The 20,079-nt window shown below is 67.3% G+C and carries 14 protein-coding genes; 7 read left to right on the top strand and 7 right to left on the bottom strand.

The annotated features are described in order from the left end of the window. Positions 1–15: 15 nt before the first annotated feature. Entirely contained in the window at positions 16–870 is an 855-nt protein-coding gene (locus HCU76_RS00780) for a MaoC family dehydratase N-terminal domain-containing protein (RefSeq protein WP_218508168.1), read from the bottom strand. A gap of 103 nt (positions 871–973) precedes the next feature. Between HCU76_RS00780 and HCU76_RS00775 the strand changes: the two genes are divergently transcribed. Continuing rightward, entirely contained in the window at positions 974–1,903 is a 930-nt protein-coding gene (locus HCU76_RS00775; RefSeq protein WP_218508167.1) for a LysR substrate-binding domain-containing protein, read from the top strand. A gap of 25 nt (positions 1,904–1,928) precedes the next feature. Here the strand turns inward: HCU76_RS00775 and HCU76_RS00770 are convergent, their stop codons facing one another. After that, a complete protein-coding gene (locus tag HCU76_RS00770; protein WP_218508166.1) occupies positions 1,929–2,840 on the bottom strand; it encodes a protein NO VEIN domain-containing protein in 912 nt (303 codons plus the stop codon). Between the two features lie 284 nt (positions 2,841–3,124). Then, positions 3,125–4,432 (bottom strand): hypothetical protein, encoded by a 1,308-nt coding sequence (locus tag HCU76_RS00765; RefSeq protein WP_218508165.1) that lies wholly within the window; start codon positions 4,430–4,432, stop codon positions 3,125–3,127. Positions 4,433–4,524: 92 nt separating this feature from the next. Between HCU76_RS00765 and HCU76_RS00760 the strand changes: the two genes are divergently transcribed. The 4 genes from HCU76_RS00760 (at position 4,525) to HCU76_RS00745 (ending at position 12,438) form a co-directional block, all read left to right on the top strand. Further along, the gene (locus tag HCU76_RS00760; RefSeq protein WP_371319748.1) at positions 4,525–10,503 is read left to right on the top strand and encodes an alpha-2-macroglobulin; all 5,979 of its coding nucleotides are present in this window, start codon (positions 4,525–4,527) and stop codon (positions 10,501–10,503) included. Between the two features lie 3 nt (positions 10,504–10,506). Further along, the gene (locus HCU76_RS00755; RefSeq protein ID WP_213955249.1) at positions 10,507–11,205 is read left to right on the top strand and encodes a hypothetical protein; all 699 of its coding nucleotides are present in this window, start codon (positions 10,507–10,509) and stop codon (positions 11,203–11,205) included. Between the two features lie 5 nt (positions 11,206–11,210). Further along, positions 11,211–11,741, top strand: a complete 531-nt coding sequence (locus tag HCU76_RS00750) for a cysteine hydrolase family protein (RefSeq protein WP_256353898.1) — start codon at positions 11,211–11,213, stop codon at positions 11,739–11,741. A gap of 175 nt (positions 11,742–11,916) precedes the next feature. Continuing rightward, positions 11,917–12,438 carry a hypothetical protein gene (locus HCU76_RS00745; protein WP_213955247.1) on the top strand — a complete coding sequence of 174 codons (522 nt, stop codon included), beginning with the start codon at positions 11,917–11,919 and terminating at the stop codon, positions 12,436–12,438. Positions 12,439–12,480: 42 nt separating this feature from the next. On the opposite strand, the gene HCU76_RS00740 is transcribed toward HCU76_RS00745, so the two are convergent. The 4 genes from HCU76_RS00740 to HCU76_RS00725 form a co-directional block, all read right to left on the bottom strand. Further along, positions 12,481–14,214, bottom strand: a complete 1,734-nt coding sequence (locus HCU76_RS00740; protein ID WP_213955246.1) for a cation acetate symporter — start codon at positions 14,212–14,214, stop codon at positions 12,481–12,483. After that, entirely contained in the window at positions 14,211–14,519 is a 309-nt protein-coding gene (locus HCU76_RS00735) for a DUF485 domain-containing protein (RefSeq protein WP_213955245.1), read from the bottom strand. Before HCU76_RS00735 ends, HCU76_RS00740 begins: the two co-directional genes overlap by 4 nt. Before the next feature lie 154 nt (positions 14,520–14,673). Next, on the bottom strand, positions 14,674–15,420 hold the full coding sequence (locus HCU76_RS00730; protein ID WP_213955244.1) for a response regulator transcription factor: 747 nt from the start codon (positions 15,418–15,420) through the stop codon (positions 14,674–14,676). Then, on the bottom strand, positions 15,417–17,378 hold the full coding sequence (locus tag HCU76_RS00725) for a PAS-domain containing protein (RefSeq protein ID WP_256353897.1): 1,962 nt from the start codon (positions 17,376–17,378) through the stop codon (positions 15,417–15,419). Before HCU76_RS00725 ends, HCU76_RS00730 begins: the two co-directional genes overlap by 4 nt. Before the next feature lie 154 nt (positions 17,379–17,532). Here HCU76_RS00725 and acs point away from each other — a divergent pair, with 154 nt between their 5' ends. Both acs and HCU76_RS00715 read left to right on the top strand, forming a co-directional pair. Beyond that, on the top strand, positions 17,533–19,518 hold the full coding sequence (acs, locus tag HCU76_RS00720) for an acetate--CoA ligase (RefSeq protein WP_213955242.1): 1,986 nt from the start codon (positions 17,533–17,535) through the stop codon (positions 19,516–19,518). Positions 19,519–19,645: 127 nt separating this feature from the next. Continuing rightward, positions 19,646–20,077: a GNAT family N-acetyltransferase gene (locus tag HCU76_RS00715; RefSeq protein ID WP_213955241.1), complete on the top strand. Its 432-nt coding sequence runs from the start codon at positions 19,646–19,648 to the stop codon at positions 20,075–20,077. The last annotated feature ends 2 nt before the right edge of the window (positions 20,078–20,079 follow it).

The raw sequence follows: 20,079 nt of genomic DNA, 5'->3' as shown, positions 1-20,079 counted from the left end.
GTTGTTCATCGATGTTCAGGCGAGGGTCGCGCTGGCTTCCATCGCCAGCGCGCCGTCGGTGTGCCGGGCCCAGAGCTGAACGGTGCGGCCGTCTTCGCTGCGGCGGCCGCAGACCTGGAAGGGCGTGAGGTCGAAGGTCGGCTTCACGGCCCGGAAGGTGAAGCGGGCTACCGTGGCATCGGGCAGGTTGCGGCGCAGCAGGTCGAGCAGCAGCGTCGCGATCAGCGGGCCATGCACGATGAGGCCCGGATAGCCCTCGACCTCGGTGACATAGCGGCGGTCGTAGTGGATGCGATGGCCGTTGAAGGTCAGGGCCGAATAGCGGAACAGCAGCACGTCGTCGGGCTGGATGGTGCGCACCCAATCGTGTTCGGCGGGCGCGGCCTGCACGGGCGGCACCGGATCGCTGGGTTGGGGGTTGTCGCGGTAGACGATGTCGTGCTCTTCGTGGATGGCCACGCCGTGCTCGTCGGAGATCTCGTGGTGCGCGCGCACGAACACCAGCGAGCCGCTGCGCCCTTCCTTGCCGCTCACATCGGCGATGCGTGAATCGCGCCGGATGCTGCTGCCCACCGCCAGCGGGCGCAGGAAGTCGATGCGGCTGCCCGCCCACATGCGGCGCGGCAATGGCACCGGTGGCAGGAAGCCGCCACGCCTAGGATGGCCGTCGACGCCGATCTCCGATTGCCGTTGCATCGGCAGGAAGTACAGCCAGTGCCAGCACGGCGGCACCAGGTCGCCCGCTCGCGGTGCCGCGTCGTCGCGGTCCAGCGTGGCGGAGAGCCCCTGCACCGGCGCCGCCGTGGCGATGTCGGTGCGTGATTCGGTGCGGCCGATCCAGTTGCGCAGGTGTTCGATGTCGATGGGCATTGGGGGGTCTCCGATGTGTTCTTGTCGCCGTCGATTCTGGTTGGCGCGGCGCTATTTGTGAAATACATTGTCGGCCTACGAGCTAGACGGAGAACACATAGCCATGGAACTGCGCCAGTTGCGCTACTTCGTCGGGGTTTGCGAGGCGGGCAGCCTGTTGCAGGCAGCCAGTCGGCTGCACGTGGCGCAGCCTGCGCTGGGGCAGCAGATCGCGGCGCTGGAGCATGAAGTCGGCGGCAAGCTGTTCGAACGCTCCAGCCGCGGCATGGCGCTGACCGAGGCCGGGCGCGTCTTCCTGGAGCATGCGCGGGTGGTGCTGGCGGACGTGGAGCGTGCGCGCCTGTCGGTGCGCGACGCCAACGCCGTGCCACGCGGCGACGTCGCCATCGGCCTGCCCACGACCATCGCGCTGCTGGTGACGGTGCCGCTGCTGAAGGCCTGCCGCGAGCGGCTGCCGCACGTGCGACTGAAGGTGGTCGAGGCTTACAGCGGCTTCCTGAGCGAATGGCTGCGAGGTGGACGGCTCGACCTGGCGATCCTCTTCGGCGATGCGTCGGAGCCCACGCTGGCCAAGCGCGCGCTGCTGGAAGAACGGCTGGCGCTGGTGACCCATGCCAATGGACCGCGTACCGCTGCGCGCATCTCGCTGGCCAAGGTAGCAGCCCATCCCCTGGTGCTGCCCGGCCGCGAGCACGGGCTGCGCCGCATCATCGACCAGGCGTGTGCTGCGGCATCGATCGAACTCGACGTGATCGCCGAGATCGAATCGCTGACCAGCGTGAAGAAGGCGGTCGAGGCGGGCATCGGCAGCACCATTCTTTCGATGTCTTCGGTCGCCGAAGAAGTGGCGGCCGGAAAGCTGCGCGCCGCCGCCATCACCGATGAAGGCATGACGCGGCGCGTGGTGTGTGCGACCAATTTCGCACGCCCTTCAACGCCGGCCGCCGCGGCGGTCATTGCGCTGGCGATGGAACTGATCCAGCAGATGGTGAAGTCCGGCGCATGGCCGGCGCGCTGGATCGAGAAGGCGTGAATCCTTCTGCCGGAGATGGGCCGGTCTACAGCTCCAGCCCGGGCGCCTTGTCGACCTCTTCGGGCTTGTATATCTTGTGCTGCGCCGCCGGCCCGATCGCATCCGTGACCACGACCATGCGCCAGGGATCGCCCTTCTTTGCGCAGGTTCGTTCCTCGTCCGTCAACTTGAACGTCTTCACCCCCGGGGCGGTGCCCTTCACCGCGAGCTTGAGCAAGGTCTTGCCCTTCTTGTCCGTCACTTCGATGTCGTAGCCCAGCTTCTGGCTGGTCACGTTCTCGGGCTTGTAGCCGTAGCCCGCGAAATGCTTCGTCAGATATTCGATCGCGGCCGCGTGCACCGATTCCGGGGTGATGTCGCCGGAGGGGACTGCCTGCACCGCGACGGGCGGAACACTGCCACGCGCCCGTGCGGCCTTCACTTCATCTTCGTTCGGCAGCCACCCGCGCGGGCCGCGCACCAGCACCGCCACCTTCTCGTCGGCATCCCACGCGGCTACATGCCATTCCTGCTCGTCCTGCACGCGCACCGACACCTTGGCGGCCTTGTCGGTCTCCAGGCCGGCGATGGCGACCCGATTGGTCTGCAGCACGGCCCGCACGCTGAGGCCCAGGTCCAATGAACGCTTGAGCAGTTGCAGCCGGTCCTTGGCGCGTTGCGATTGCAAGGCGGTCCGCTCGCCGCCGCCGCCCAGCCGGTGGTGCGTGTCCAGCGACTCCAGGTAGAACCAGCGCCCGCCGGCGCCGACGCTCACGAACTCGGCCCAGATCGTGATGATGACGTTGTCGCCCGATGCGAGCCAGGCCTGGTCGGACGCTTTCTCGCGCGCATCGAACACGCCCATCCTGGAGATGATGTCCACGGGCGTGCGTTTCTCGCCCGTCAGGCGCTTTTCATTGATGACCGCGATGACCGCGGGGTCGACTTCTTTGTCCATGGGGAATGACTGGCTTGAATGGGGGGACGCGGCCACGACAGCGGGCCGCCCGGACGCGTATTGTCGCGGGCCAGCGACGCTTTCCAACGTGACTCGCCGACTGTGGGCGCCGGGTGATGCCAGGGCACCCGCGGAGCCGGCTTTGCCGGGCCGCTGGGTGCGCGCCCTCGAGGGGCTGAGGGCCGCGGCTCCGAGCCTGCCTGCGCAGGCTTGGACGGCCGCAAGAGCAGCCGCCTCTGGCGGCCGCACGTGGCGCCGAAGGCGCATTCGGGGGTGGGCTTGTTTCAGCCAGCCAGGGTCGCGCCGCGCGTCGTTGGATCGTCGTCGCGCAGCAGCCAGCGCACCTCCTCGGTCTGCGGCGTCTTGGGGTAGCGCTTCTTCATGACATCGAGGATGGGCTTGGCCAGGTCGCGACGATCCAGGCCCTGGATGAGCACCCGCGCGGCCAGTTCGTAGGCATCCGGAATCGACGCATGCCCTGCGTAGCGCTTGTCGAAGCCCTTGAGCAAGGCCAGCGCGGCGCGCGCATCCCCGGCGCGCCATTGCAGTTGCGCGAAGCTCACCACGTTGCCGGGGTTCACGCAGAGGAAGTTCGGGTCCTTGGCAACGCAGGTCGCATGGACCGACATCGCCTCGGACTCGAACTTGCCGCGCATCAGCAACTCGATGAAGGTCTTGCCGTGCCGCAGCAGGTCCTCCGGCTTGCCGGCCACGGCCAGCACGCGGTGATAGCGGCGCTGCGCATACACATCGTCCTCGGCCACGCGCGCCGCGTCGTAGGCGATGCCGAGTGCGATGTCGGCCTCGCCGTGCTCGATCAGGTCGGCCACGTGGGCGTCGATGGCGCGTGCTTCCTCCGACGCGTCGCGCTCGGCCGGAGTGGCCCGCGACACGAAGCGCACATCGATGCCCAGCGCATCGTGGTACTGGTACATCGCATAGCCCAGCAGCGCCGCCATGGCCCAGCTGAAGTACACGATCGCGAAATTCACCAGCGGCAGCAGCATCCATGGCTTGACCAGCGGCGCCAGCATCGGCACCGCGATCTCCGTGCCGCCGCTCAGGAAGAACAGGAAGGCCCACAGCGCGAGGTAGGGCCAGCCCATCGCCCGCACCACGGCCCACCACTGCGCCGGGTTCAGCGCCTCGCCCACGCTGGCTGTCTGCGCCAGCACCACGACGATGGCTGGCAGCGCCAGCGAGGCCATGCCGTAGGCCGCGATCGCCAGGTTCTTCGACAGCATGCCGCAAGCGGCCGTCGCCGCGCCCATCACCAGCAGCACGGCGAACAGCTTCCACGGCAGCCCGACCAGGTCCGGATCGCCCTGCGCCGGAAAGTCGCGCGTGTGGAGGAAGCCTTGCGAGCTGAAGTGGATGACCGTGAAGGCGTAGCGGCTCGCCGCCAGCAGGATGCCGATCTCCACCAGAATGTCGACGAAGGGCAGCGGGATGACGAAGACAATCAGGCTCGACACCGCGAGGAGCGCCGCATACAGCAGCGGCTCCCATTGCAGAGGGAACAGGAAAAACCGGGGCAATCGCAACCAGAATGGCGTGATGGCGGCGTCGGCGCGCCCGCGCGTTGGAGTCATGGCACTGCGTCCTTTGGTACTCGTTCGCAAGTGTATCTATCTGTGAACCAGGCGTGCCAGTCCTTTGGTCGTTGAGGAGAGACCGTTTGAATATTCAGAAGAAGGTCGTGGCCGCCTGCGTGCTGGCCGGCGTCGCGTTCGGTGCCCAGGCGCTGCAGATCACAGGCGTCACGCCGCAAGGCGAGGTCGCCCGCGTGCGTCAGCTCGTCGCAAGGTTCGACCAGGCCGCCGTCAACTTCGGCGACCCCAAGGCGCCGGCGCCGCTGGCCCTGAGTTGCACCGAGGCGGCCGGCTCCAAGGGCACGGGCCGGTGGCTCAACGAGAAGCAGTGGGTCTACGACTTCGAGAACGACCTGGGCCCGGGCGTGCGCTGCACCGTCACCCGGGTCGCCGGCTTCAAGTCCGCCTCCGGCGCGGAGTTGACCGGTGCCGCAAGCTGGCAGTTCAACACCGGCGGGCCCTTCGTACGAAGCGTGCGGCCGGGCGGCGGCCGCATCGACGAGCAGCAGTTCTTCCTGCTCGAACTCAACGGCGCCGCCACCTCGCAGAGCCTGCTGGCCAACATGTGGTGCCAGGCCGAAGGCATCGGGGAGCGCATCCCGGTGGTTGCGCTGGCCGATGCCGACCGCGCCGCCCTGCTGCAATCGATGAGTGCCACCGAGCGCGCCGCCAAGGAGCCGCTGCGCTTTGCCACGGTGCGCTGCAACCGCACGCTGCCGCCATCGGCCAAGGTGCAACTCGTCTACGGTGCCGGCGTGGCCACGCCCTCGGGCGTGGCCAACAAGGTAGAGCGCCGCTTCGCCTTCCAGGTGCGCGAGCCCTTCGCGGTGTCATTCACCTGCGAGCGCGAAAACGCCCAGGCCGCATGCCTGCCGCTGCGGCCCATGACGCTCAACTTCAATTCGCCGGTGACGCGCGCCCTGGCCGCACAGATCGCGTTGAAGGGCGGCGGCAAGTCCGTCGCACCCAAGTTCGAAGACGAGGGGCAGGGCAACGCGGATGCGCTCGTCGACGCGGTGAGCTTCCCAGCGCCCTTCGCCGAGCAAACGCCCTTCACCATCGAACTGCCGGACGGCTTCAAGGACGCGTCGGACCGCGCCCCGGCATCCCCCGGCACCTTTCCGATGAAGGTGGCGACCGGCGCGATGCCACCGCTTGCCAAGTTCGCGGCCTCGCCCTTCGGCGTGGTCGAGCGCTTCGCCGAGCCGGGCGGCGTGGCCGTGATGCCGGTGACCGTGCGCAACGTGGAGCCTGCCCTCCGCCTGCAGGCGCTCACGCCGGGCAAGGTGAGCGACCTCAACCCGCAGACCGACGGCGAAATCATCGCGTGGTTCCGCAAGGTGCGCCGCTACGACAACAACTACACCGTCAACCGCAAGGTGGCCGCGCGCGATGTGAAGGGACCGCTGCCGAAGATCATCGACAAGGACGATACCGAGAGCGTCCAGACGCGCATGTTGTCTCTGCTCAACGGCCAGGCCGGCGTGAAGGCGCTGGACATGCCCAAGGCCGAAGGCGGCGACCCACGTCCGTTCGAAGTGGTCGGCATTCCGCTGACGCCCGGCTTCCATGTGCTGGAGATCGCGTCGCAGAAGCTCGGCGGCTCGCTGCTCGACGAACGCTACGGTGCCGACCGCACGATGTACGTGCGCACCAGCGCGCTGGCGACCAACCTGGCCGTGCATTTCAAGCTCGGCCGCGAGAACGCCGTGGCCTGGGTGACCACGCTCGACAAGGGCAAGCCGGTGGCCGGCGCGAAGGTGCGCGTGTCGGGCTGCGACGGCAAGGCGCTTGCCAGCGGCACCACCGATGCGAACGGCCTGGTCACGTTGAAAGACCTCTCGTCCGAAGCGCCGAAGTGCCCCGGCGACGGCGGCGAAGACGATGTCGACTACAGCGGCGGCGCCTATTTCGTCAGCGCCCGCGCGAAAGATGAAGGCGGCGCCGAAGACCTCGCCTTCACCTGGAGCGACTGGCAGCGCGGCATCGAGCCCTGGCGCTTCAACGTGCCGACCAGCCTCGACCCGGAGCCTGACCGCATCGCTCACACGGTATTCGATCGGACGCTGCTGCGCGCCGGCGAAACGGTGTCGATGAAGCACATCATCCGCACGCAGAACACAAGCGGCTTCGGCCTGCCCGAGAGCGCGCCCGACACCCTGGTGGTGACGCACACCGGCAGCGGCCAGCAGTTCACGCAAGCGTTGAACTGGCGCAAGACCGCGACTGGCGGGCAGAGCGCGGAGAACACCTTCGCCATCCCGCCCGCCGCCAAGCTCGGCGTGTACGAGGTAATGCTGCGCAACGGCAAGGACAAGCCGGAGGGCGGTGACTACGAAGACGGCCGCCGCAACAGCTACGACACCGGCAGCTTCCGCGTCGAGGAATTCCGCCTCCCCGTATTGGAAGGCCGGGTTGCGCCGACCGACAAGAACCCGCTCGTCGCAGTGACGTCGGTGCCCACGGATGTGCAGGTCAACTACGTGGCCGGCGGCGGCTCGGCCAACCTCCCAGTGCGCGTGTCGGCCCTCGCGCGCTCCAGGTCGATCAGCTTTGCCGACTATGAATTGTTCAGCTTTGCGCCACCGCAAAAGCAGGCCACCACCGGCACCAACGCCGACGAGGAAGCTGCTGCCTCCGACGACGCCCGCGTGGTCGCCGACAAGCTGCCCGTGACGCTGGACCGCAACGGCGCCGGCAAGGTCACGGTCGACAAGCTCCCGTTGTCGAAGGCGCCGCGCGAACTGCTGCTCGAAGCAAGCTACTCCGACCCGAACGGCGAGGTGCAGACCCTCCGCAGCACGCAGACGCTGTGGCCCGCCGCGGTCATCGCAGGCATCAAGACCGAGAGCTGGATCTCGACCGACAAGAAGCTCAAGTTCCAGGCACTCGCACTCGATCTCGCCGGCAAGCCGCTGGCCGACGTGCCCATCGACGTCAAGGCCACGGCCGTCATTACCACCAGCAGCCGCAAGCGCATGGTCGGCGGGTTCTACACCTACGACAACAAGACCGAGACCAAGGACCTCGGCAGCGTCTGCAAGGGCAAGAGCGACAGCCGCGGACTGCTGTTGTGCGACGCGTCGCTCAGCGAACCCGGCCGCGTCGAACTGGTCGTCAACGCCAGCGACAAGGAAGGCCGCAGCAGCCTCGCGGCCAACTCGGTCTACGTGACCAAACAGGGCGAACTCTGGTTCGGGGGCGAGGACAACGACCGCATCGACGTGCTGCCGGAGAAGAAGAGCTACCAGCCCGGCGAAGTCGCCCGCTTCCAGGTGCGCATGCCGTTCCGCTTCGCCACCGCGCTGGTGGCGGTGGAGCGCGAAGGCGTCATCGAGACGCACGTCGTGCAACTCAACGGGCAGGACCCGACCGTCACGCTGGAGGTCAAGCCCGAATGGGGGCCGAACGCCTACGTGAGCGTGATGGCGCTGCGCGGCCGGCTGCGCGAGGTGCCGTGGTACAGCTTCTTCACCTGGGGCTTCAAGTCGCCGCGCGAGTGGTGGACCGCCTACTGGTACGAAGGCCGCGAATACGTCGCGCCGACCGCGCTGGTCGACCTGAGCAAGCCGGCGTACCGGCTCGGCCTGGCGGAGATTCGCGTGGGCACCAAGGCGCACCAGATCGAGGTGAGCTTGGCCACCGACAAGCCGAGCTACCCGGTGCGCGGCAAGGCCGAGGTCACCATCACCGGCAAGCTGCCCGACGGCAAGCCCGCGGCCGGCGCTGAAGTGGCCGTGGCCGCGGTCGACCAGGCCTTGCTGGAACTGATGCCCAACACCAGTTGGAACCTGCTCGACGCGATGCTGCAGCGGCGCAGCTGGGGCGTGAGCACGTCGACCGCGCAGATGGAAATCGTCGGGCGCCGGCACTACGGCCGCAAGGCGGTGCCGGCCGGCGGCGGTGGCGGCAAGGGCCAGACGCGCGAGCTGCTGGAAACGCTGCTGCTGTGGAACCCGAAGATCGTGCTCGACGCCAACGGTCAGGCCAAGGTGACGGTGCCGCTGAACGATGCGCTGACGACTTTCAGGATCGTGGCCGTAGCCGACGCGGGCACCGGCCTCTTCGGCACCGGCCAGACCAGCATCCAGGCAACGCAGGACCTGCAGATCATCAGCGGCCTGCCGCCGCTGGTGCGAGAGGACGACCAGTTCCGCGCACAGGTCACGCTGCGCAACACGACGCAGAAGCCGATGAAGGTGATCACCACGCCGCGCGCCACCCTGATCACGCTGGAAGCGCAGACGGTCGACATCCCCGCCGGGGAATCGCGCGAGGCAGCGTGGAACGTGACGGCGCCCGCGCAGCTGGCGCAGACCCGCGCCGAAGCGATCCTGTGGGAGATCTCGGCGAAGGACACGCTGGCCGGTGCGGCGGATGCGCTGAAGGTGCGCCAGCGCATCGTGCCCGCCGTGCCGCTCACGGTGCAGCAGGCCACGCTGGTGCAGGTCGACGGCGCTTTCACGCTCGACGTCGCACCGCCCGCCGACGCACTGCCGGGCCGCGGCGGCCTGCGCCTGTCGCTGCAGCCCAGGCTCGCCGAAGGGCTGCCCGGCGTGCGCGACTGGTTCGCCAGCTACCCCTTCGCCTGCCTCGAACAGAAAACCAGCAAATCGGTCGGCCTGCGTGACACGAAGATGTGGCAGGGCGTGCTCGCGCAACTGCCGAGCTACCTGGACGGCGACGGCCTGGCGAGCTACTTCCCGCCGCGCGATGGCGAGAGCAATCGCGGCAGCGACACGCTCACGGCCTACCTGCTGGCGGCCACGAATGAGGCATCGGCCATCGACCCCGCCTTCGCGATCGCCGACGATGTGCGCGCGCCAATGGAGGCCGGCTTGATCGCCTTCGTCGAAGGCCGCATCCAGCGCGAGTTCTGGAGCCCGCGCAAGGACCTCGACGTGCGCAAGCTGTCCGCGCTCGAAGCCTTGTCGCGCTACGGCAAGGCGCAGGCCCGCATGCTCGGCAGCATCACCATCGCGCCCAACCAGTGGCCCACCAGCGCCGTGATCGACTGGCTGCAGATCCTGCAACGCGTGAAGGACGTGCCCAAGCGCGACGAGCGCATCGCGGAGGCCAACAACATCCTGAAAGCGCGCCTGAGCTACCAGGGCACCAAGCTGGTCTTCAGCACCGAGCAGGACGACTACTGGTGGTGGCTGATGACCAACGGCGACGTCAACACCGCGCGCCTGATGCTCGCCGTGATGGACGACCCCGAGTGGAAGGACGACATGGGCAAGCTGGCCAACGGCTTCATCGGGCGGCAGCAAGGCGGCGCCTGGCACACCACGACGGCCAACCTGTGGGGCGGCCTGGCGCTGGAGAAGTTCTCGAAGAAGTTCGAGGCCACGCCGGTCGCCGGCATCACCGCCGCGACGCTCGGCGCGATGAAGGCGCAAGTCGACTGGGGCAAGGTCGAGCGCATCCAGACCGGCGATGCCGGGGGCGCGCCGAACCAGACGTCGGCCTTCGGCGCGCCCGCGTCGCCGGGCAACCTGCGCAACAACAGCATGTTCATACCGTGGCCCAACCCGCCGACCACGCGCGATTCCCTGCAGGTCACGCAGACCGGCACGGGCAAGCCGTGGCTCACGATGCAGTCGGTGGCCGCCGTGCAATTGAAGGCGCCGTTCGCGGCCGGCTATGCGATCAAGAAGACCATCACGCCGGTCGAGCAAGCCACGTCGGGCCAGTACACGCGCGGCGATGTGCTGCGGGTGTCGCTGGAGGTGAACGCCAGCGCCGACATGACCTGGGTCGTCATCACCGACCCGATCCCGGGCGGCGCGACGATCCTCGGCGGCGGGCTGGGGCGGGACTCGCAGATTGCGACGCAGGGCGAGAAGAAGACCGGCGCTGGTTGGGCTGCTTTCGAGGAGCGATCCTTCGAGTCGTTCCGCAGCTACTACGAGTACCTGCCGAAGGGCGTGGTGAAGATGGAATACACGGTGCGGTTGAACAACGTCGGCGACTTCGCGCTGCCGCCTAGCCGGGTGGAGGCGATGTATGCGCCTGAGATGTTTGGGGAGGTGCCGAATGGGCGGGTGAAGGTGGAGGCCGGCAAGTGAGACTTGCACCTCAACGATCAGCTTTGCATCGTTGCGAATTCGGGGGCGATCTCCCCCGAGCCTGACGTCATGACCGTACGCTCCCTGCACAAGACTTCGGCGATCGTCATCGCGGCGTTTGCATGCCTGCATCTCGCGAATCATCTCGTCTCGCTTGCCGGCGTGCCCGCGCACATCGAGTTCATGAAAGCCGCGCGCGTCATCTACCGGCAGCCCGCGGTTGAAGTGCTCCTGCTGCTGTGCGTCGCGGCCCAGGTCTGCAGCGGGCTTTGGCTCTTGGTTCGCGGCTGGAAGCAACGGAAAGGCGCGGTCGCATGGTTGCAGGCCCTCTCCGGTGCCGTCCTCGCGTCTTTCCTGCTCATTCACGTGGGTGCCGTGCTGTTTGCGCGCACGGTGCTGGACCTCGACACGAACTTCTATTTTTCCGCGGCGGGGTTCCATGTTCCGCCGTACCAGTTCTTCTTCGCGCCCTATTACTTCTTCGCCGTCCTGGCGCTGTTCACGCACATCGGTTGCGCGGTCTACTGGCACTTGAAGTCCACATCTCCGCGTATTCGTCGCCTGTCGGTCGCGCTGCCGATGCTGGTCGGCTTCGTTGTTTCATCGCTCCTCGTACTTTCGCTCGCCGGCAAGATCCAGCCGGTTGACGTTCCCGCGAAGTACAAGGCGACCTACTCGTTCTTCAGCACTTCCTCACCATGAGCAACATGGCACTTCTCATCATCGACGTGCAACAAGGCTTGTGCGAAGGCGAACACAACGCCTTTGAATCGGCGCTTGTCATCGACAGGATCAACGCGGTTTCCGCCAAGGCCCGGGCAGCGGGCGTTCCGGTGGTCTTCATCCAGCATGAAGACGACAGCCTCTTGAAACACGAAACGCGCGAGTGGCAACTCGCGCAAGGGCTTCACGCGGAACCCGCCGACCTTCGCATTCGCAAGACCACGCCCGACTCCTTCCTGCGGACCGGGCTGGAAGCCGCCTTGAAGGAACGCGATGTCGTCGAGCTGGTCATCTGCGGCATGCACACCGAGTTCTGCGTCGACACGACAACGCGCCGCGCCCTCGCGTTGGGCTATCCGGTCCTGCTGGTAGCGGACGCACACACGACCGAGGGCAATGCATTCGTGACGCCCCGGCAAGTCATCCAGCACCACAACGCGACGCTCACCAACATCTCGAGTTTCGGCCCCAGGGTGCTAACGATGTCCAGCGTCGCGATTCGCTTCGACGCTTGAAAGCATTCCGACTTGAGAGCCTGCAATGGCCCGCACTCGTCCCGTTGCATCGAACGTGAGGGCGCCCCATGTCGCGTGCCGGACGTGCCTGCCACGGCCCGCCCTCCCTCCCTCCTCCGGGTGATCCCGAGCGGCCGTTTCTCGCGCATGCTCGGTCAAGCCCCATGGAGGTTTCATGTCCCTGCTTCCCCCTACGCGCGAGCTATTGAGCTACCTGCAGAAGAATCCGTCCGCCCGTTCGCAGATTGCCGCGCCGCCGAACGCGACGGTGCTCTATGCCGGCGAATTCATGCGGCCGATGTGGAAGGACCTCGAGGCGCTCAAGAGAACGAATCCGGCCTTCGCCTCCAAGCAGATGCTGCCGGATGTGCTGGCACGCATCCTGTGCCCCGGCCAGCCGCATCCGAACCTGCTGGCATGGGTCAAGGCACTCGACGCCCTGGCGCCGTGGAAGGAAAACGGCTTCATCGCCTGGCGCGCGTTGTCCGGCATCTTCGCGGCCAACGCGGTGGGAAGCGTGTCCTTCGCAATCGGCTCGAAAGTAACGAAGGACGACAAGGTCTTCGCAGCGACCGAACTGCCAGTCCTGCTGCGAAACACCAAGGTGGACCCGGTAACCCGCGACATCCTGGCCTACTACCAGCGTTGCGTGCAGACGGGTGAACGCGCCATCAACTTCGGGTTCACGGCAGGCTGAAAAAAGCGGAGCAGCCCCGCGACTGCTCCGCGCTCGCCGCCCTCAATGCCCGGACGCCGACGAAGCCCCCAGCCCCGTCTCCGACCTGACCTGCTGCGCCGGAAACGCCGCGCGCTCCTGCTGGGCCTGCTTGCTGCGGTCCAGCACCGAGAACAGCCAGATGCCCACGAAGCCGATGGTCATCGAGAACAGCGCCGGCGAGGCATACGGGAACAGCGCCGAGCCCTTGGGATACCCCAGCGTCGCCTCCCACACCGAAGGCGAAACCACTGTCAGCGCAACCGACGAGATCAACCCCAGGAACCCGCCGATCACCGCGCCGCGCGTGGTGCAGTCTTTCCACAGCACCGACATGAACAGCACCGGGAAGTTGGCCGACGCGGCCACCGCGAAGGCCAGCGACACCATGAACGCGATGTTCTGCTTCTCGAAGGCGATGCCCAGCAGCACGGCCACGACACCCAGGCAGACGGTCGTGATGCGCGACACCTTCAGTTCGGCGGCGCTGTCGGCCTTGCCCTTCTTGACCAGCGTCGCGTAGATGTCGTGCGAGACGGCCGATGCACCCGACAGCGTCAGGCCCGCAACCACCGCGAGGATGGTCGCGAAGGCCACCGCCGAGATGAAGCCGAAGAACACGTTGCCGCCCACCGACTTGGCCACCAGCACGGCCGCCATGTTGGCCGCCCCGCCGCCGCCCTTGATGGTGCCGGTTGCCACGTCCGCGAACTCGGGGTTGGTCAGCACCAGCGTGATCGCGCCGAAGCCGATGATGAAGATCAGCAGGTAGAAGTAGCCGATCCACGTCGTCGCCCAGAACACCGACTTGCGCGCCTGCTTGGCATCGGGCACGGTGAAGAAGCGCATCAGGATGTGCGGCAGGCCGGCTGTGCCGAACATCAGCGCCATGCCGAAGGAGATGGCCGAGATCGGGTCCTTCACGAATCCGCCCGGCCCCATGATGCTGAGCCCGATGGCCGCGGCCTCCTCGGGACTCTTGCCGCCGTTGGCCGCGATCTGCGTGCGCACTTCCACCGACTTGGCGAACAGCGCCTCGGGGCTGAAGTTGAACTGCGCCAGCACCATGATCGCCATGAAGGTCACGCCGGCGAGCAGCATCACCGCCTTGATGATCTGCACCCACGTGGTCGCGGTCATGCCGCCGAAGAGCACGTACACCATCATCAGTACGCCGACGATCACCACCGCCACGATGTAGTCGAGACCAAACAGCAGCTTGATGAGTTGCCCCGCACCGACCATCTGGGCGATCAGGTAGAACGCCACCACCACCAGGGTGCCGGAGGCCGCGAAGGCGCGGATCGGACCGGGCTGGAAGCGGTAGCCCGCCACGTCGGCGAAGGTGAACTTGCCGAGGTTGCGCAGGCGCTCCGCCATCAGGAAGGTGATGACCGGCCAGCCGACCAGGAAGCCGATCGAATAGATCAACCCGTCGTAGCCGGTCGCCATCACCGCGGCCGAGATGCCGAGGAAGGATGCCGCCGACATGTAGTCGCCCGCGATCGCCAGGCCGTTCTGGAAGCCGGTGATGCCGCCGCCGGCCGTGTAGAAGTCGGAAGCCGACTTGGTCCTGCCCGCCGCCCACTTGGTAATGAACAGCGTCAACACCACGAAGGCCATGAACATGCCGATGGCGATCCAGTTGGTCGGTTGCTTGTCCGCCTGCCCGACGTCGCCGCCCGCGGCCATCGCCGCGCCGGCGCCGAGCAGCAACGCCGCAGCGGTTGCGAATGATTTGACGCAATGGCGGCTCATGGCTTCGCTTCCTCGATGATTTCCGCGGTCAGGCGGTCGAACTCGCCGTTGGCGCGACGGATGTAGATCGCCGTGATGACGATGGTGAAGACGATCACGCCCAAGCCGATCGGTATGCCGATGGAGGTGACGCCCTTGCCGATCGGTTGCGCCAGGAAGGGCTTGTTGAACGCGATGAGCGCGATGTAGCCGTAGTAGACGACCATCATCAACGCGGCCAGCAACCATCCGAAGGCATTGCGTTTTCGTCGCAGCTCGAGGTACTTGGGATTCGACTGGATCTTCTGGACGGCGGGATCGAGCATGCGTTTGTCTCCGTTGATGGGTGGATTCGGCGCGATTCTGGGTCGCCGCCTTCAGCCCCGGGGATGGACGCAAAGATTCGTCACATTGGTGGTACTTCTCGGGCGAATTCCCGCCCTGTTCGGCGGTCCGATCGCCCGATCCTCGGGTTCTATTTCAAGCCCAAGTCACGGCCGCCGCGAACATGTAGCCCGCGCCGTAAACCGTCTTGATGATGACCGGATCATGCGGATCAACTTCGATCTTGCGGCGCAGGCGCGAGATGCGCACGTCGATGCTGCGGTCGGTCGGCAGCAGGTCGCGCGCGCCCATCAACTGCTCGCGCGTGAGGATCTGGTGCGGCCGCTCGACGAAGCAGCGCAGCACCTGCGTCTCGGCGGTGCCCAGCAGGTGCTCGCTGCCGTCCGGCGAGCGCAGTATGTTGGCCGCGCAATCGATTCGCCAGCCCAGGAAGCTGGCATAGCGCCGCTGCTGCGCGCCGGACGTGCCGTTCGACGACATACGCCGCCGCAGGATGCTGCGCACCCGCGCCACCAGTTCGCGCGATTCGAAGGGCTTGGTCATGTAGTCGTCGCCGCCCAGTTCCAGGCCCATCACGCGGTCGGCCGTGTGGCCGCGCCCGGTGAGGATCAGCACGCCGGCGCTGGTCTGCGTCGTGATGCGGCGCACCAGGTCGATGCCGTCCATGTCCGGCAGGCCGAGGTCGACGATGCACAGGTCGGGCTGTTCGGTCTGCATGCGGCGCAGCATGCTGGTGCCGGTCTGGAAGCCTTCGGCGTTGAAGCCGAATTCCGTCAGCGCGTTGAGCACCAGCTTGGTCACGGCCGGGTCGTCCTCGACCACGAAGATCAGGGACCGGGGTGCGCTTTCGTCGCGCGGCGGAAGGGTGACGTGCGTGCTCATGCTCTGCTTGCCTCGATCGCATCGGCCAGTTGCGCCGGAGTGAAGGGCTTGACCAGCCATGGCACGCCGGTCACGGCATGGTCGCCGGCGGCATTGCCGCTCATCAGCACCACGGCCTGCGCCAGGTGCAGCTGGCGCGCGGTGGCCGCGACTTCGCGCCCGTCGACGCCGCCCGGCATCGCCACGTCGGACAGCAGCAGCGCGATGTCGGAGGTCTGCCGCAGCAGGGCCAGCGCCTCGACGCCGCTGTCGGCCTCCAGCACCGCATAGCCCATGTCGAGCAGGGTGCGCCGCACCACGCGGCGGACCTGCGCATCGTCGTCCACCAGCAGCGCGAGGCCACGCCGCCCCGGGGCCTCCGGTGCGCCGGCCGGCGCGGGGCGGTCGAGGCCAGGGCGCTCGCTCGCCGGCAGCCAGAGCGAGATGGTGGTGCCGCATCCCGGCTCGCTGCGCACGTCGATCGCGCCGCCCGACTGCTTGACGAAGCCATAGACCATCGCCATGCCCAGCCCGGTGCCGCTGCCCGGCTGCTTGGTGGTGAAGAAGGGCTCGAACATGTGGGCCATGGTGCGGGCGTCCATGCCGCAACCGTTGTCCTGCACGTCGATTCGCACGCAGTCGCCCGGCGTGGTCTGGAGCGCGGCGGCAGCATCGGCATCCAGGTGCGCCGGCCGCGCGCGCAGCGTGACCTGGCCGCCGGACGGCATGGCATCGCGCGCATTCAGCACCATGTTGAGAATGGCCTGTTCGAGCTGGGCCGCGTCGATCCAGATGCCGAGCGACTGTGCCTCCACGTCGACACCCAGGTGGATGCGTTCGGGCAAGGAATGCCGGACCAGCCCTTCGACCGCGCGCAGCACCGTCGCCGCGTCCACCGCCCCTGCCTGCAAGGGCTGGCGGCGCGCGAAGCGCATCAGCCCCTTGACCAGGTCGGCGCCGCGCCGCGAGGCATCGAGCGCGGGCTGGATGTATTCGGGCACGTTGGGGTCGTCGGGGTACGCGTCCTTCAAGGCCGCGAGATTGCCGATCACGACGGTCAGGATGTTGTTGAAATCGTGCGCCAGCCCGCCCGTGAGGTGGCCCAGCGCTTCCAGCTTCTGGGTGCGCGCCAGCAACTCCTGCGCGCGCCGCTGCTCGGTGATGTCGAAGGTCAGCTCGAAGCAGCCGGCCACCGTGCCGTCGCTCGCGAATTCAGGGACGAGCGAGGTGCGCACGGCCCGCCGCTCACCGGTGTGGATGACCAGTTCGTACTCGAAGGTGACGGATTCGCCCGCGACCGCGCGAAGTACGTGAGGCTTGACCAGGGCGTAGACCTCGTCGCCGAGGAAGGCCCTGGCGCTGACGGTCTCCGGCCGCGTGGTGTCGATGCCGAACCACCCGTGGTAGCCGCGGTTGAGATAGTTGTACACCCGACGCCGATCGAAGTACGCCACCAGCGCCGGGATGGAGTCCATCACCAGCCGCATGCGCTGTTCGCTGCTGACCAGTTCGGCGGTGCGCGCCACCACGCGGGTTTCCAGTTCGGCGTTCTGCTGCCGGATCGTGCGCTCCGCGCGGCGCTGCGCGGTGACGTCGGAATACAGCGTGACGAAGCCGTGGCCGGGCAGCGGCTCGCCATGGATGTGGAGCACGCAGCCGTCCGGGCGGGTGCGCTCGAGGTCGTGCCCCATGAAGGTACGGGCCGCGGCCACGCGCTCGGCCACCAGCGCCTCGGGGTCGCCAGGGCCGTATTCGCCGCGCCGGGCGTTGTAGCGGATGAAGGTCTCGAAGGGCGTTCCCATGCGCGCCATGCCCTGGGGGAAGTCCAGCAGCCGCTCGTAAGCGCGGTTCCACGCCACCAGCCGCAGGTCGGCGTCGAAGATCGACAGGCCCTGGTCGAGCAGGTCGAGCCCGGCCTGCAGGGTCTGGTAGCGCGCCAGCGGGGCCGTCTCCGCGGCGGCGAATTCGTTGTCTCTCAAGTTGTCTCCCAGCCGTGCGTCGATGACGCGATCGCCAACATTCGATTTATAGCCCAGCGGAGCCCTGCAAACATTCGTCATATTTCGAGCCGACTGCTGCAAAGTTCACCGCGCATGCTCCGGTTCCATTGTTGAACGCTTCAAGGAACACATCATGGACCTCGCAACGACAGCCGTCGCAACCCCCGCGACCTACCCGCCCTCGAACGAAATCGTGCGCAACGCGCATGTCTCCGGCCGCGCCGCCTACGACAGCCTGGTGGCCGAGGCCGAGGCCGACCACGAGGCCTACTGGGCCCGCCTGGCGCGCGAGTTCATCACCTGGAAGACGCCGTTCACGACGGTGCTGGACAGCAGCAACGCGCCCTTCTTCAAGTGGTTCGAGGACGGCACGCTCAACGCCTCCTACAACTGCCTGGACCGCAACATCGAGCGCGGCCTCGGCCAGAAGACGGCACTCATCTTCGAGGCCGACGACGGCGCCGTGACCCACGTGACTTACGCGGACCTGCTGGAACGCACCTGCCGCACCGCCAACGCACTGCGCTCGCTCGGCGTGAAGAAGGGCGACCGCGTGGTCATCTACATGTCGATGTCGATCGACGGCGTGGTGGCGATGCAGGCCTGCGCACGCATTGGCGCGATCCATTCGGTGGTGTTCGGCGGCTTCTCCTCGCAGGCGCTGCGCGACCGCATCGCCGACACCGGCGCGGTGGCGGTGCTCACGGCCGACCAGCAGGTGCGTGGCGGCAAGCAGCTTCCGCTCAAGGTCGTGGTCGACGAAGCGCTGGCGCTGGGCGGCTGCGACAGCGTGCGGCATGTGCTGGTCACGCGGCGCACCGGCGCCGACGTGCCGTTCACGGCGCCGCGCGACCTGTGGATCGCAGACCTGCTGGCCGTGCAGCCGGCGACCTGCGAGCCCGAGTGGGTGAGCGCGGAGCATCCGCTGTTCCTGCTCTACACCTCCGGTTCCACCGGCAAGCCCAAGGGCGTTCAGCACTCGACCGGCGGCTACCTGCTGCATGCCGCGCTGACCTGCAAATGGACATTCGACCTCAAGCCGGAAGACGTGTTCTGGTGCACTGCCGACATCGGCTGGGTCACCGGCCACACCTACATCGCCTACGGGCCGCTCGCGCTCGGCGCGACCGAGGTAGTGTTCGAAGGCGTGCCCACCTACCCGGATGCCGGCCGCTTCTGGCGGATGATCCAGGACCACCTGGTCACCGTTTTCTACACCGCGCCCACGGCCATCCGCTCGCTCATCAAGGCCGCGGAAAGCACGCCAACGGCACACCCGCGCAACTACGACCTGTCGAGCCTGCGCATCCTCGGCTCGGTCGGCGAGCCGATCAACCCGGCCGCCTGGGAGTGGTACCACCAGCACATCGGCGGCGGCCGCTGCCCCATCGTCGACACCTTCTGGCAGACCGAGACCGGCGGCCACATGATCACGCCGCTGCCCGGCGCGCACGACCTGGTGCCCGGCTCCTGCAGCCTGCCCTTCCCCGGCATCAGCGCCGACGTGGTCGACGAAGCCGGCAACCCGGTCCCTTGGGGCCAGGGCGGCATCCTGGTCGTGAAGAAACCCTGGCCCGCGATGATCCGCAACGTCTGGGGCGACCCGGAGCGCTACAAGTCCAGCTACTACCCGCAGGACTTCCAGGGCCGCTACTACCTCGCCGGCGACGGCGCGATTCGCGACGCCGTGACCGGCAACTTCACCATCACCGGCCGCATCGACGACGTGCTGAACGTCAGCGGCCACCGCATGGGCACGACGGAGATCGAATCGGCGCTGGTGTCGTGCACCAAGCTCGTGGCGGAAGCCGCCGTGGTGGGCCGCCCCGACGACACCACGGGCGAGGCGATCTGCGCCTTCGTCGTGCTCAAGGGCGCGTTGCCCGCCGGCAAGGAGGCCGCCGCCGTCGCGGCCGAACTGCGCAGCTGGATCGCCCGCGAGATCGGCCCGATTGCCAAGCCGAAGGACATCCGCTTCGCGGAGAACCTGCCCAAGACGCGCAGCGGGAAGATCATGCGGCGGCTGCTGCGCTCCGTGGCCAAGGGGGAGACTTCGACCCAGGACACGTCGACGCTGGAGAATCCGGCGATCCTGGAGCAGTTGGGGCAAGCCTACTGAAGAAGGCGCGAAAACTTCGGGCCCGGGATGGTCGAGATCGCCGACCGGGCCTCACCCTCGCGACGGCGCAAGGGCCGGCTTGCTATAAACGCGGCTGGCTCCAAAACGCTTTCAATCGAGGCAATTCGTGGCATTGGTCTGGTCGCATTCGATCGACGACATCGACTGGGATGAACTCTCGGCGCTCTACCGTGCCGCACCGCTTGGCGACAAGCGGCCGGACTGGCTCCAGGGTGTATTCACGCACAGCATGTTCCGTTGCTTCGTGCGCGATGACGGCCGGCTGGTCGGCGCGGGCCGGGCGCTCGCGGATGGCGCCGACTGCTCGTACATCTGCGACGTAGCCCTGTTGCCAACGCATCAGGGCATGGGCCTCGGGCGGCAGATGTTGTCGAAGCTGGTGGACCTTTCAAAAGGGCACCGGAAGATCCTCCTGTATTCGGTGCCGGGCAAGGAGTCGTTCTATCAATCACTCGGCTTCCGGCGCATGACGACGGCCATGGCGATCTTCGAGGACCAGGGGCAGGCGTCGCGGCGCGGGTATCTGGAAGACACCTGACC

This window comes from Variovorax sp. dw_308, assembly GCF_019207085.1.
In the GTDB taxonomy this organism is placed as follows: Bacteria; Pseudomonadota; Gammaproteobacteria; order Burkholderiales; family Burkholderiaceae_C; genus Variovorax.
The sequence above is the reverse complement of the archived record's forward strand: the minus strand, read 5'-3'. Positions and strand labels throughout refer to the sequence as shown.